We start from the raw sequence: 12,815 nt of genomic DNA on the forward strand, positions 1-12,815 counted from the left end.
ACACCCATGGCTCGTAAGACCCCTGCTCAACAAGCTGCCGATCAAATCAAGGATCAGGCATTCAGTGACCTGCAGGCACTGATCGAAGAATCCGACAAACTGCTCAAGGAAAGTGCTGCTCTGGTGGGTGAAGAAGCAGAGACATTGCGCGCGCAGTTGAGTGTCAAACTCAAGCAGGCACTGGACTCGATGGCCAGCGTCCGCGAGCGCACCAAGCCGGTTGTCGAAGCAACCGAAACCTACATCGGTGGTCACCCATGGCAGACCGTGGCTATTTCTGCGGGCTTTGGCCTGGTAGTTGGCCTGCTGCTGGGTCGTCGTTGATCGACTGATGAACGGCATCGCGGGCCAGTTGCTGACCCGCGATGCCGATGCACTGAAGTGTGATGAAGCAGATCTAAACCCGGCGAACGCCCTATCGGGTGTGCTGTACCACCGAAGGCTCGGCAAAACGGTGCGACTTGGTCACCTTCGCCTGTAACGCCACGCGCTCTTCCTCAGCCTTGGCCTGGCTTTCATAAGGCCCTATCAATACCTGCTGTTTGCCGTCCACGTCCACGATGATCGGGGCATAACTGCGCTCGAGTAACCAGGCGCTGGAATCGCTGACCGCCTCCCGCGAGTTCATCTGAATGAACCACTGTGGCGTAGAGACCGGAGCGGTCGCTGCCGCCCCCTGGACTTTATCCCTGGCGGGCCCGCCTCCATCGCATCCGGCCAGAGCCAGTACCGCTATCATCATTACCGTCTTGCGCACGTAGGTCTGCTCCTCGTCTGAAGTGGCGCGAGTCTAACATTGCCGCGCGGCCCGTTGATCGCCTGTGTCGAGGTGTCGCATGGGCCCTGGAATGACTTGAAGTACCCGCAATACGGGGCTATTGCCACTTCAGTCAGGTTTGGCAGTAACCACTGATCATGTAATCGGATATTTCGTTGCATATAAACGCCACGGGAGGTGTCACACGAGTGCGACCATGTTGATCGGTGGCTTGCCGCCATCGGTGCATTAGTACAGGAGTTCATCATGTGCGACGACCGAAATCCCCTGCATTGCTTCATTCCGCCTTACATGCTCGAGCGTATGGCGCAGTCCCCCAAGACCCTGGTCAGCGCCCGGGCCATTGCCAACCTGACGAGCAGTTCGGCGTTCCTCGCCTCCCGCCTGACCGCCCGAACCATGCCCTCCATGCACGCGATCAAATCGCCTGACGGACGAAAGCACCGCGTGATTCATGATGCCAAGGGCACTGACAATCTCCCCGGCGCCGTGGTGCGCAAGGAAGGCCAGGCAGCCACGGGCGACAAGGCAACGGATGAAGCCTACGATGGCTCAGGTGACGTCTATGACTTCTATGCGCAACTGTTCGAACGCAACTCACTGGACGACAGTGGCATGTCGCTGGTCTCGACGGTGCACGTCGCCGAGGTGGATTTCAACGGTGATCATGTACCGCTGAGCAATGCCTATTGGAATGGCAGCCAGATGGCTTACGGCGATGGAGATGACCTGGTCTTCAAGCGCTTTACCGGCAGCCTTGAAGTGATCGGTCATGAGCTGACCCACGGCGTGCAGAGCTTCACCTCGAACCTGGACTACCGCGGGCAATCCGGGGCCTTGAACGAGCACTTTGCCGACGTATTCGGCATGCTGGTGCGCCAGTGGAAACAAGGCACCAGCGCCGCCGAGTCGGACTGGGTGGTGGGCAAGGAGCTACTGGTGCCTGCCCCGACGCGACGAGGCATTCGCGATATGGAAAAACCCGGCACGGCGTATTCCAACGATCCGGATCTGGGTGATGATCCACAACCCGCGACAATGGCCGACCTGTACACCGGAGCCAAGGATCGCGGCGGTGTACACATCAACTCGGGCATTCCCAACCGGGCATTCGTACTGGTGGCCAAGGCGCTGGGCGGAAATGCCTGGGAAGTGGCGGGCAGAATCTGGTATGAAACGATGCTGAAGCTGGCGTCGGACAGTCAATTCGTCGATTGTGCCAAGGCCAGCATAAAAATCGCCTCCGACCCGCGCTTCGGCCCCAAAGCCAAAAAAGCCGTACAAGCGGCCTGGAAAGAGGTCGGCGTCAAGGTATAGCCAAGGTCAGCCAAGGCATAACCATCAAAAAGGTGCTTGAAATGAAGGTCTGTCTAGTGCAATCCGGCGGTTTTGCAGGTGCAGTCAAACGCTGTGAAGTCGATACAGCGACCCTTGAGCAGCCCGAAGCCGAGCAGTTGCAGCGGCTGGTGAGCGACAGCGGCCTGAACCAGTCCAGCAGTGCTTTTAATGACGAAGCGCGGGACCTGAATCAGTACGAAATCACCATCGAGGATGACGCCAGGGCAATCTGCCTGACGTTCGACGAACACAACGTGCCTGCATCCGCCCGCCAGTTGCTCGGCTTTCTCAAGCAGCGCGTCAAACCCGGCAAGCTCTGAGACAGGCGTTTGTCAAAGGACTCTGGCTGCAGCGATGCCCTTTCGTCGACAGATGGAGGGCATCGCTGCTACCGGATTCGCCACTATTCTCCGCGCATGGAATAATGGCGCAGTGACATGTGAACCACCCGACACCCTGACGGTCAATGATTTGTACCAGCCCGCTAGCGCTGACCGTACAAAAAAAAACGCTTCACACTGCCATTAACGAGGTATCTTTTCGTGCTGCGCGTTCTTACCTCCTTACCTCTGCATCAATGGCGTCGATGAGCACTGTGCATCCTATCGAACACTCTTCCGGCCTGATCATCTGCGAGCATTGCGACTCGCTCTACGAAGCTCACCCTCTGCAACCCGGCGAGGCGGCATTCTGCCTTCGCTGCGAAGCGCTGCTCGGTCGTGGCCATCGGGTGACCATAGAACAGCTATTGGCGTTGACCATCGCCGCAGCCATGCTTTTCCTGTTCGCCAATCTGTTCCCGGTCATCAGCATCAACATGAAGGGCCTGTCCAACGAGGTCACGCTCTGGCAGTCGGTTGAAGCCCTTGCTCAAGGACGAATCACGATCATTGCACTGGTGGCCGGGCTGTCGATCATTTTTGCGCCGCTGCTGCAAATCGTCCTGCTGTTCTGGGTGCTGGTACATGCACACAAGGGCATCGTTGCGCCCGGCTTCAGAACCTGTATGCGTGCGCTTGAGCATTTGCGCCCATGGAGCATGCTCGAAGTGTGCATGCTCGGCATTCTGGTGGCGATCATCAAACTGTCCGGGATGCTTGACGTACACCCCGGCGTCGGCCTTTGGGCCATGGCAATGCTGATGGTGCTGATCCTGCTGATCGCCAACAAGGATATCCGCCGGTTGTGGGATGAACTGGGAGTGCAGCCGCAATGAACGGCATTCCCTTCGCCCATGAACACAAGCTCTGCCTGTGCCACACCTGCGGCTATGCCTGCCAGGAGGACGCTACGCGCTGTCCGCGCTGTGATTCGCCGGTGCACAGGCGCAAGCCCAACAGCATCAGCCGCACCTGGGCGTATCTGATTGCCGCGCTGATTTTCTATATCCCGGCCAACGTACTGCCGGTGATGTACACCAACCTGCTGGGCAACCGCAGCGAAAGCACGATCATGAGCGGCGTCATCGAGTTTTTCGAAAGCGGCTCCTGGGACATCGCCATCCTGATCTTCGTCGCCAGTGTTCTGGTGCCGTGCATCAAGTTTCTGGTGCTCGGCATGCTGCTGATCACCTGCCAGCGTCGCAGCACCTGGGCAATGCGCGAGCGCGCGCGTCTGTACCGTTTCATCGAATTGATCGGTTACTGGTCGATGCTCGATGTGCTGGTTGTAGCCCTTGTAGCGTCTCTTGTTCAGTTTCGTGAGCTCAGCACCATCGAGCCGCGACTCGGTATTCTGTTTTTTGGCTTGGTAGTGGTGATGACGATGTTCGCCGCCATGAGTTTCGATCCCCGGCTTATCTGGGACGCAGAGGTTGAAGATGTCTGATAGTACCCTCCCCCCGCCTGCTTCAGTGCCACGCCCTGAAGTCAAACGTCGTCGCCTGCGTGTCTCGTTGATCTGGCTGGTACCGATCGTTGCTGCGATCATTGGCATATCCATGGCCTTCCATGACTGGATGAACATCGGCCCCAGAATCACTGTCAGCTTCCTGACAGCCGAAGGCCTGGAAGCCAACAAGACCCAGGTCAAATACAAGAACGTGGTCATCGGCATGGTCACGGATATCAGCCTCAGTGAAGACCGCACGCATGTGCTGGCCAACATCGAGCTGAACACCAGTGCTACTCCGTTCACACGGGTCGACAGCCAGTTCTGGGTGGTGCGCCCACGCATCGGCGCACACGGTGTTTCGGGTGTAGACACACTGCTTTCGGGTGCTTTCATCGGCGCCGACGCCGGCAGCGCAGAGGAAACCAAGACCAGCTTCACCGGCCTGGAAACCCCGCCTCCAGTGACCTTTGGCGAAAAAGGCAAGCGCTTCACCCTGCACACTGACGATCTGGGCTCGCTGGACATCGGTTCACCGATCTACTTCCGACGCATTCAGGTCGGTCAGGTGGTGGCTTACGATCTGTCCAAGGACGGCCGCGGCGTCGATATCCAGATTTTCATCAACGCACCGAACGATCAGTACATCACCACTGACACACGCTTCTGGAACGCCAGCGGTGTGGACATCACCGTCGGCGCATCAGGGGTCAAGGTCAATACACAGTCCCTGACCTCGATCATTTCCGGGGGCATCGCCTTTCGCGAGCCCAACTGGAGCCCGGACTCGAAGCCGGCGGACGAGAACGCAGAATTCAAGATATTCGATGACCAGACCACGGCGATGGCACCTCCCGATGGCGAGCCACGCTACATCCGCATGCGCTTCAATCAATCGCTGCGCGGTCTTACGGTCAATGCCGCGGTAGACTTCCTCGGGGTCAATATCGGCAAGGTGGTATCGGTCGACCTGGATTATGATCCGGCCACCAAGACCTTCCCCGGCATCGTTGGCGCGGTGATTTATCCCAAGCGCCTGGGGGCGGCCGAGTCCAAGCTCAAGGAACTCGGCGGCTCGGGTGATGAAGAAGAACAGTCTGCCCGGGTATTGGGCGCCTTCGTGGCCAATGGTCTTCGTGCCCAGGTCCGTAACGGCAACCTGCTGACCGGCCAGTTGTACATCGCCATGGAGTTCGATCCGAAGGCGCCGAAGGTCGCGTTCAACGCCAAGGCCCGACCGCTGGAGATCCCTACCGTGCCGGGCAGCTTCGACAAGCTGCAGGAGCAACTGCAGGCATTCGTCGAGAAGCTCAGCAACTTGCCGATCGACCAACTGGCCGGCAACCTCAACGGCACCCTCAGCGAGTTGCAGAAAACCCTCAAGCAGGTCAACAGCAGCGTGTTGCCGCAGATGCGTGGCACCTTGCAGCAGGCCGAGAAAACCCTGGGCACTGCCAACGACTCGTTCGCCGAAGATTCACCGGCGCGTCAGCAACTGGGCCAGGCCATGGATGAAGTGCAACGTACCGCGCGTTCGGTGCGGGTCCTGACCGACTTCCTCAGCCGCCATCCTGAGTCGTTGATTCGCGGCCGCACGGGCGATGCTGCCCCACGCTCGTTCAACGCCCCGTCCTCGTCCCGAGCCATTGATCCGGAGCCAAAACAATGACCTTGCGCCTGAAACTGGTGGTACTTGCCGCAGCACTGGGCCTGGGTGCCTGCACATCGACACAGACCCACTACTACACGCTGATCGCGCCAATGGGCGCGACGAGCGCTGCCACCAGCAAACCCATGCCGTTCCAGTTCGAGATGCTGCCGGTCATCATGCCGGTGCAGGTCGACCAGCCGCCGCTGGTGGTTCGTCAGGGTAACGGCAGCCTGGCCATTCTGGACACTGAACGCTGGGGATCACCGCTGGGCGACGAGTTTCATGACGCGCTGACCCCGCAGCTGGAGCGCCGTTTCGGCAGCCGCGACATGGCCGGTTTGCCAAAGAACAGCGATCAGCCAACGCTGTCGATCCGTACGGACGTCAGGCGCTTCGAGTCGATGCCCGGCAACTACGCACTCATTGATGTGGTGTGGACACTCGGCCTTCGCGACGCCGGTGCCACGGCGGGCAGCAAACGGCAGAGCCTGACCTGCAGCAGCGTGATCCGCGAGCAGGCCGGTGAAGGCATGGAAAATCTCATCATTGCTCACCAGAAAGCGGTTGCCCAACTGGCGGACAAGATCGCCACCACGGCAGCGCGCTGGACCGCACAGCCTGGTTCTCGCTGCCTGTAAACCTCTCGGGAGGCCTGCGCACAAGGCCTCCCGATTTCGCTGCATTCGGCCTGAAACCCTTCTGCCAGCCGCCTGGACGTCGCAGCTCAGAAGCGTTCAATTCCGTACAAAAATGTATCACCCTGACTGATTCCTACGTACACTCTGCCGCCTGTCTGGCACGTTAGTACCTGGTCGGACCGAACACGCAACCTCTCGCCTTTGCCGGGATGCCTGATCAGTCGATGCCGGAAACGCTTGTTAACCCTGGCTGTAGCGATGCACAGTTTATCGAGGACAAACGGATGACAGGGATCGGACCACGGCTGAAAAAGGAACGTTTGCGCCTCAAGCTTTCGCAAAGCGCACTGGGCGCGATAGGTGGCGTGGAAACCAACGCTCAGGGCAATTACGAGAACGGCGTCCGCTCTCCCCGGGCGGATTATCTGTCCAGCATTTCGAATGCCGGCGTTGATGTGGCCTATGTGGTCACCGGCCTCAGCGCTACGCATAACGTCCCCACTGTCATAACGTCGGACAGCCCCAGTTGCGCACCGCTCAACCGCGTCGTCGAACGCTTGCACGGCAACCTGCATGACGTGACCCAGAACCTTTACCTGTTCACCCGCCTGATCGAATCGAATCCAGGCGTTGGCAATGTGGACAGCAATCAGCTGGAAAACATCAAGAACGACGCCGAAGCGATCACCGTCGCCACCGTTCGGCTGATCTATATGACGTCACGAATCAAGTAACGCGCAAGTATCGCGTGCCGCCAAGGCTGCTCATTGCGCCGCAAACGCCTTGTCCCTTAGTTTCTCCATCACCAACGCAATAAATGCCGACACCGCTGGCGGCAGATGTTGCCGACTGGGGTAAAGCACATGCAAACCATGGCTGGTGCGCTGGTACTGCGCCAGTACCGGCACCAGTCGGCCATCCCGCAGATCCGAGCGGATCAGCGTCGCTGGCAACAACGCGATACCAAGCCCGGCAAGGGTCGCCTTGCGCAACGCCTGCGCGGTGTTGGCATTGAACCGGCTGGCAATGTGCACCTCATGCATCTTCGCGTCCGGCCCGAGCAACCGCCAGGCTGTGACGCCACCGCGATGCGCTGCGCTGACACAATAATGGCTGTGCAGGCTCTGCAGGGAATCAGGCATGCCGTAAGCGGCAATATAAGTCGGACTGGCGACCATCGTGTCATGGCTTTCATCGATCAATTGCCGCCCAACGTATCCCGAGTCCTGCAAGGGGCCGCCCCGAAAGGCGATGTCCAGCCTGTCAGCGATCAGGTCGGCGTGATCATCACTGAGCACGAACTCCAGTTGAACGCGCGGGTAGCGGGCAAGAAAATCGGCCACCCAGTCCATCGAGAAAAAGTCGAAGAAATCAGCCATCGCTGCGATACGTACCAGACCACCCGGCTCATCACGCCCTGAAGCAAGCTGTTCTGCGGCCTCCATCACTCCGTCGACCGCACCGACGCAGCGGCCGTAGAAATCCTCTCCAGCCTGAGTGAGCACCAGCTTGCGCGTCGATCGCTGCAACAGGCGAGTGTCCAGCTGCATTTCCAGTTGCTGAACCCTGCGGCTGATCGTATTGGAAGGCATGCCCAAGTGCCTTGCTGCCTGGGCAAAACTGCCGCTGCGCACCACCTGCACAAACAGGGCAACGTCATTGAGATCGAACACCACGCCTGGATTCCTTCAATTTATGGATCAGTCCAAGCCAACTATACCGGCTAATCAAGCAATCCATTGACGCTTATTCTTGGCGCTCAGGCATCAAGGCCCAGAGGAGAACGCCATGAACAGCATCGCCAGTATTCGGCCACGCGCCATTACCCATCGCACTACCGGCAAAACCCGAGGGCCGATCACCCGACTGGTGAGCCCGGGCGATCTGGGTCAATTGTTGAAGCCTTTCGTGTTTCTGGATCGAATCGGCTTCACGTCCGAGCCGGGGAAAACAGGATTCGGCATGCACCCGCATTCGGGTATCGCGACGCTGACCTACATGATCGAAGGCGAGCTCACCTATGAAGACACCACCGGCAAATCCGGAGTACTGCCCAGCGGCGGTGTGGAATGGATGAGCGCCGGCAATGGCGTCTGGCATGACGCTCAGCCAATCAGCGGTTCGGCAGTCAGGGGCTTTCAGCTATGGGTCGCACTGCCCGCCGCGCAGGAAAATGGCCCGGCACAAAGCGTATACCTGTCGGCAGCGCAGGTTGCGCAACAAGGCCCGGCAAACGTGCTTCTGGGACGCTATGGCAGCGCAAAAAGCAGCCTGCCGGCACCGGAAGGCATGAATTATCTGGCAGTACAGCTCAAGGATGGCGAGCACTGGCGCTATACACCACCCGCTGGCCATAGCGTGGGCTGGCTGGCAGTCCACACCGGACAGCTGGACGCAGGCGGCCCGATCGGCGCAGGTGAGCTGGTGATTTTCGAGGAATCGGATCGCCCCATCGACATCGTCGCCAAGGGTGATGCCCACTTCGTGCTGGGATCGGCAGTCAAGCACCCGCACGACCTGGTCACAGGCTACTACTCGGTACACACCAGCAAAGCCGCGCTGATTCAGGGCGAGCTGGAGATAGAACGCATTGGCGCACTGTTGCGCGAGGAAGGCAGGCTCTGATTAAGCAGCCTCCTGTTCGAGCCTTGGTGGCAGCGCTTTACCAGGCCGTATCTGTACGACCCGGGGCGCCGCTACCTGCCCTCGCCGCTGAGGGCTTTCATCGACTTTATCAATGCGCGCTGAGCCACAGGCAGCGTCAGCTCATCGCCACAACCGGACCCACGCCACGCCGAGCTGGCGCCGCCATGGCGAACAACTCATCGACGCGTCTGACTTCATCCGCACTCGGTTTGATGGCAACGGCACAGGCAACGAAGATGCCCGCATTGAAAATCAGACCGACGATGCCACTGGTCAACGAGCCCAGTGCCGGAATGTCATCCGGGTAGATCGTGGTCAGCACGATGGCGATCACGATCCCCACCAGCATGCCGGCAATCGCGCCCTGCTTGTTGCCATGACGACTGAACACGCCGAAAAACAGCGGCACGGCCAACTGGATGATGCCCTGATAGGAAATCTGCGCCAGCAATTGCAGGCGGGCATAGTCGAAGGTCAGGTAGGCCAGCAATGAGGCCGCCGCAATGAACACCACCATGCCGACCTTGGCGAGAATGGTCTTCTCGCGATCACTGCGCGGCTTGCTCCAGGTCGCCAGGTCATTGGCAAACTGCGTACCACACACCTGCACGCAGCCGTCGACATGACCGATACTGGCTGCCAGTACGATCATGATTGCCACGCCGAGCAGCCATGGCCCGCCGATGTCGAACAGGGACAGGAACCAGCCATGTTGCGGATGAGCCGCAACGCTCGGGTCCTGGCTGATCGCCGCGGCGAAGAGCATCAGAATCCCGTAGAAGCCGCCTACCAGCAGGATGGTCAGCAGCGTGCCCTTCTTCACCGAGCGCACGCCGCTGGCGGTGTAGATACGCTGAAAACTCATCGGCCAGCACATCGAGCCGATCACGCCGGTAAAGATCAGGCTGAACATGTACATCGGCCCATAGGTACTGCCTGCTCCGCCAGGAATCACCAGCATGCTGGCGGGCAACTGCGACAGGTTGCTGAACGACGCCTGCGCACCGAACAGCAGGAAGATGCACAGCGCAGCGCACAGTACGTAGGCGATCAAACCTTGATACATGTCGGTCATGATCAGGCCGCGCATGCCCATGCTCACCGTCCAGTACTGACGAATCAGGATCACCACCACTCCGACCAACAGGCAGGTGGTCACGCCCCAGCGGCCGAAGCTGGCGAACTGAAAAAGCGTCGCCAGGGCCTGAATCCCCATCACCACCCAGGGGAATACCGAGATGATGCCGATGATCGACGCAATGCGTTTGACCACGGGACTGTTGAAGCGCATCCCCAGCAAATCCGGTTGGGTGGTCAGGTTGAAGCGCTTGCCCCAGGTCCAGGCACGGTTGGCCATCAGGTACATCGCAGTCACGCCCAGCGTGGCGTAGACCATGCCGTAAAAGCCCAGCGCGCCACCGACCGACAAGGCGAAAAACGCTGTGAACGTTGCGCCCGGCCACCAGGAGTTGGTGTAGCACATGGCGATGAACCACGGCCCGTAAGAGCGGCCACCCACGGCGTAATCGGAAAAGCTCTCGCTCTTGCGGTTCGTCGCGTACAGCACCGCAATCATGCCCGCCAGAAATACACCGATGAGGCCGAAGGTGATGTAAAGATCCGAAACCGTAGTCGTACTGATCATTGCCCGTCCCCCTCTTGTGGAATTTCACCCAGCAGCGACTCGACCACGTAGAGCATCCACAGGCCCAGCCCCATGAGCACCGCGATCAGAATCCAGTAGAAGATCGGCAGCGGAATGCCGAGCACCAGCACGCTGCTGCCGCTGACTTTGAGGTAAAACGGCGGAAACAGCGCCATCATCAACAGCGCGAAGAAGTACAGGCCAAACACCAGATTCTTCAGGCGGCCGGGGGTAGAAAGGGACGGAACGTTACTCATGGAGTGCTCCTTGAATTTCAGGATCTGGCTATGGATAAGTGATCGGATAAAACTCAAGCAGTGAAAGAAACACGCGGTTACCCGCTACTTTTTTATTATTGAAGTACTTGTTTTACGTGTTCGAAGGCTCACAGGACGAGATCGACTCAGACCTGCCGCAGCCAGGTTTCCCATTGCGAATCATTGATGATGCTGCGCGCCCGCATGTGCTTCCAGGTGCCGTACTTGTAAAAGTCGAAGTCCAGTTGCGACACCGCGTGCTGCACCATCGCCCAGGTCGACCATTTGATGTCGGCCAAGGCCTTGTTGAGCTTGATCCGCGCGACGGTCTGCGCGCTGACCTGGCCGAAGTAGTCCTCAATCAGCGCCAGCTCCATGTCGTCGCTGAAAAACATCTCGCCGAACCACAGCGCCAATTCGTAATGGCGGTCGTTGTTGGAGGCGTACTCGAAATCCACCAGGCGAATCTGGCGATCCGCATTAAGCATGAAGTTGCCTGCCAGCGTGTCGTTCATGCACGGCGCCAAGTCGATCCCGGAAGCCTGCAGCGCAGCCTTTGCGCGCTGATATTGCAGACACAGCCAGTCGTCATCCTGAGGCTTGATACCCTTGAGCTCGACCACCTGGCTCTGGTGCTCGGTGATCATGTCGAACACGGTCTTGGTCTGTTGCAGCAGCGGCTGATCGTTGAACGCCTTGAGCCCGCGCAAGGCACTATGGCGTATGTCACGTTGCAGGAAGTCATGGTTGGACGACGCCCGCCAGCCCTCCATGAACTCGAACACTTCGACACCGAAGGCTTCGAGGAAAGCGAAAACCGGCGCGCCATACCCGGTTTGCGCAGCCTTCACACTGGCCTCGTGGGCGGTGTGACGGTCGATGAACATCTCTGTACCGACGCCTGGCACCTTGAAAAAATAAGCCGTGTCCGCACCCTCGACCTCGACCCGCCAGTTGGTATTGGAAATGCCGCCACTGACAGGCTCGTAGTCAACGCGGCGGCCTTGCCAGCTGTCGATGCTGCGCACGGCGGCTTCCAGTTGTCGTTCCTGGGTACTGACCGACTGCCCTAACGTTTTCATGCTCTACCCTCCTGAACCTGACGCATCCAGCCTTCCAGCCGCGGGTCCTGAACGCACTGTCGGCAGCGCAACAGCGTCCATTGCCCGACCTTGGAAAACTCCAGTGGCCGCGAGGACGTGGTACCGGCCCAAAGCCCCCACGATGTCCAGTACCAGTCGTTGATCAGCGCATACAGACGGCACACGGCGTAGTCGATTTCCAGGCATTGTCCGGCCCACGCGCTGATCCCCTCGCGCCACTGACGCTCGAACGAATAAAGCTCATTGAGGGTAATCGCCACGTCGTACCACGGGTCCATGCAGCCACCGTAGTCAAAATCCACCAGACGCAACTGGCCTTCGCTGGACACCATGACGTTGCTGGACACTCCGTCACCGTGCAGCGGAACTGCTTGCACGGCGTGGCTCTGCAGCGCCTGCCAGGCCATGTCGACGCAACGGTCGATCCATTGATGCTCGGCAGGCAGCGCAACGTTATCGCGCTCGCACAAGGTGCGAAGACGCTCGATATCCGCCATCGGCGAGCGCACAGCATCAGGCACAGGTCCGGCATGCACCTGCCGTTTGAGTGCCCATAGCGCTGCAAGCCGACCGGGTGCGAGCAGATCGTCGAGCCGCGCAGCTCGCCAGTTCGAACCCAGGTCCTCGAAGATCAGCACGCCATTGGCCTGGTCTGCGCCAAGCAGACGCGGTGCCGCCGTACTGCGGCCGGCACATTCGCTGGCCTGGGCTACCGTGTCGAAATCGATCAGTTGCGCCATGTCGGCATGCAGAACCTTGACGTAGCAACCGCCCTGCGCGCTACTGACCCGAAAGCCTGCCCACTCGGTCGACAATCTCGAAGGCGAGGCCACGCCCTGCGTCACGTTCTCGATCTCGGCGTCCTCAGCGAACCCGCAAGGTGCCAGTGCGCTGCGCAGGCGTGTGGTCAGGTCGTCGGCATATGACAT

15 protein-coding genes and 1 pseudogene are annotated in these 12,815 nt (G+C 59.5%); 10 read left to right on the forward strand and 6 right to left on the reverse strand.

What is annotated here, in order from left to right; translation table 11 throughout:
- The first annotated feature begins 6 nt into the window (after positions 1-6).
- On the forward strand, positions 7-324 hold the full coding sequence (locus LCH65_RS18715) for a DUF883 family protein (protein WP_003364576.1): 318 nt from the start codon (positions 7-9) through the stop codon (positions 322-324).
- A gap of 91 nt (positions 325-415) precedes the next feature.
- Here the strand turns inward: LCH65_RS18715 and LCH65_RS18720 are convergent, their stop codons facing one another.
- On the reverse strand, positions 416-757 hold the full coding sequence (locus LCH65_RS18720; RefSeq protein ID WP_003364578.1) for a hypothetical protein: 342 nt from the start codon (positions 755-757) through the stop codon (positions 416-418).
- Positions 758-1,024: 267 nt separating this feature from the next.
- Between LCH65_RS18720 and LCH65_RS18725 the strand changes: the two genes are divergently transcribed.
- From LCH65_RS18725 to LCH65_RS18755, 7 genes are all read left to right on the forward strand, one after another.
- Positions 1,025-2,095 carry a M4 family metallopeptidase gene (locus LCH65_RS18725; RefSeq protein ID WP_004413842.1) on the forward strand — a complete coding sequence of 357 codons (1,071 nt, stop codon included), beginning with the start codon at positions 1,025-1,027 and terminating at the stop codon, positions 2,093-2,095.
- Between the two features lie 41 nt (positions 2,096-2,136).
- A complete protein-coding gene (locus LCH65_RS18730; RefSeq protein WP_003364583.1) occupies positions 2,137-2,436 on the forward strand; it encodes a protealysin inhibitor emfourin in 300 nt (99 codons plus the stop codon).
- A 266-nt stretch (positions 2,437-2,702) separates the two neighbouring features.
- On the forward strand, positions 2,703-3,332 hold the full coding sequence (locus tag LCH65_RS18735; RefSeq protein ID WP_044309352.1) for a paraquat-inducible protein A: 630 nt from the start codon (positions 2,703-2,705) through the stop codon (positions 3,330-3,332).
- Positions 3,329-3,943: a paraquat-inducible protein A gene (locus tag LCH65_RS18740; protein WP_003364588.1), complete on the forward strand. Its 615-nt coding sequence runs from the start codon at positions 3,329-3,331 to the stop codon at positions 3,941-3,943. Before LCH65_RS18735 ends, LCH65_RS18740 begins: the two co-directional genes overlap by 4 nt.
- Positions 3,936-5,615, forward strand: coding sequence for an MlaD family protein (locus tag LCH65_RS18745; RefSeq protein ID WP_003364592.1), 1,680 nt, complete (start codon positions 3,936-3,938; stop codon positions 5,613-5,615). The genes LCH65_RS18740 and LCH65_RS18745 overlap by 8 nt, the downstream gene beginning before the upstream one ends.
- Positions 5,612-6,235, forward strand: a complete 624-nt coding sequence (locus LCH65_RS18750; protein ID WP_044309353.1) for a PqiC family protein — start codon at positions 5,612-5,614, stop codon at positions 6,233-6,235. Before LCH65_RS18745 ends, LCH65_RS18750 begins: the two co-directional genes overlap by 4 nt.
- Before the next feature lie 284 nt (positions 6,236-6,519).
- On the forward strand, positions 6,520-6,969 hold the full coding sequence (locus LCH65_RS18755) for a helix-turn-helix transcriptional regulator (RefSeq protein ID WP_054081032.1): 450 nt from the start codon (positions 6,520-6,522) through the stop codon (positions 6,967-6,969).
- A gap of 30 nt (positions 6,970-6,999) precedes the next feature.
- On the opposite strand, the gene LCH65_RS18760 is transcribed toward LCH65_RS18755, so the two are convergent.
- The gene (locus LCH65_RS18760; protein WP_122267329.1) at positions 7,000-7,911 is read right to left on the reverse strand and encodes a LysR family transcriptional regulator; all 912 of its coding nucleotides are present in this window, start codon (positions 7,909-7,911) and stop codon (positions 7,000-7,002) included.
- A gap of 112 nt (positions 7,912-8,023) precedes the next feature.
- Between LCH65_RS18760 and LCH65_RS18765 the strand changes: the two genes are divergently transcribed.
- Together LCH65_RS18765 and LCH65_RS18770 are read left to right on the forward strand one after the other, a co-directional pair.
- The gene (locus LCH65_RS18765) at positions 8,024-8,860 is read left to right on the forward strand and encodes a pirin family protein (RefSeq protein ID WP_122267330.1); all 837 of its coding nucleotides are present in this window, start codon (positions 8,024-8,026) and stop codon (positions 8,858-8,860) included.
- A 12-nt stretch (positions 8,861-8,872) separates the two neighbouring features.
- Positions 8,873-8,983, forward strand: a pseudogene (locus LCH65_RS18770) (LysR family transcriptional regulator); the annotation flags it as partial.
- Between the two features lie 13 nt (positions 8,984-8,996).
- Here LCH65_RS18770 and LCH65_RS18775 read toward each other — a convergent pair.
- From LCH65_RS18775 to LCH65_RS18790, 4 genes are all read right to left on the reverse strand, one after another.
- Complete coding sequence (locus LCH65_RS18775; protein WP_072366107.1) at positions 8,997-10,526, reverse strand: sodium:solute symporter family protein; 1,530 nt, start codon at positions 10,524-10,526, stop codon at positions 8,997-8,999.
- Entirely contained in the window at positions 10,523-10,783 is a 261-nt protein-coding gene (locus tag LCH65_RS18780; protein WP_003364607.1) for a hypothetical protein, read from the reverse strand. Before LCH65_RS18780 ends, LCH65_RS18775 begins: the two co-directional genes overlap by 4 nt.
- A 146-nt stretch (positions 10,784-10,929) precedes the next feature.
- On the reverse strand, positions 10,930-11,865 hold the full coding sequence (locus LCH65_RS18785; RefSeq protein ID WP_226439698.1) for a choline kinase family protein: 936 nt from the start codon (positions 11,863-11,865) through the stop codon (positions 10,930-10,932).
- Positions 11,862-12,815, reverse strand: coding sequence for an aminoglycoside phosphotransferase family protein (locus LCH65_RS18790; RefSeq protein WP_226439699.1), 954 nt, complete (start codon positions 12,813-12,815; stop codon positions 11,862-11,864). The genes LCH65_RS18785 and LCH65_RS18790 overlap by 4 nt, the downstream gene beginning before the upstream one ends.

The sequence above is a fragment of the Pseudomonas sp. MWU16-30316 genome (assembly GCF_020515645.1).
Taxonomy (GTDB): Bacteria; Pseudomonadota; Gammaproteobacteria; order Pseudomonadales; family Pseudomonadaceae; genus Aquipseudomonas; species Aquipseudomonas cerasi.

Coding starts and splice junctions, on each gene's coding strand:
- LCH65_RS18725 (WP_004413842.1), top strand. CDS start 1,025: ATGTGCGACGACCGAAATCCCCTGCATTGCTTCATTCCGCCTTACATG.
- LCH65_RS18740 (WP_003364588.1), top strand. CDS start 3,329: ATGAACGGCATTCCCTTCGCCCATGAACACAAGCTCTGCCTGTGCCAC.
- LCH65_RS18745 (WP_003364592.1), top strand. CDS start 3,936: ATGTCTGATAGTACCCTCCCCCCGCCTGCTTCAGTGCCACGCCCTGAA.
- LCH65_RS18730 (WP_003364583.1), top strand. CDS start 2,137: ATGAAGGTCTGTCTAGTGCAATCCGGCGGTTTTGCAGGTGCAGTCAAA.
- LCH65_RS18715 (WP_003364576.1), top strand. CDS start 7: ATGGCTCGTAAGACCCCTGCTCAACAAGCTGCCGATCAAATCAAGGAT.
- LCH65_RS18790 (WP_226439699.1), bottom strand. CDS start 12,815: ATGTCATATGCCGACGACCTGACCACACGCCTGCGCAGCGCACTGGCA.
- LCH65_RS18750 (WP_044309353.1), top strand. CDS start 5,612: ATGACCTTGCGCCTGAAACTGGTGGTACTTGCCGCAGCACTGGGCCTG.
- LCH65_RS18755 (WP_054081032.1), top strand. CDS start 6,520: ATGACAGGGATCGGACCACGGCTGAAAAAGGAACGTTTGCGCCTCAAG.
- LCH65_RS18775 (WP_072366107.1), bottom strand. CDS start 10,526: ATGATCAGTACGACTACGGTTTCGGATCTTTACATCACCTTCGGCCTC.
- LCH65_RS18735 (WP_044309352.1), top strand. CDS start 2,703: ATGAGCACTGTGCATCCTATCGAACACTCTTCCGGCCTGATCATCTGC.
- LCH65_RS18780 (WP_003364607.1), bottom strand. CDS start 10,783: ATGAGTAACGTTCCGTCCCTTTCTACCCCCGGCCGCCTGAAGAATCTG.
- LCH65_RS18765 (WP_122267330.1), top strand. CDS start 8,024: ATGAACAGCATCGCCAGTATTCGGCCACGCGCCATTACCCATCGCACT.
- LCH65_RS18785 (WP_226439698.1), bottom strand. CDS start 11,865: ATGAAAACGTTAGGGCAGTCGGTCAGTACCCAGGAACGACAACTGGAA.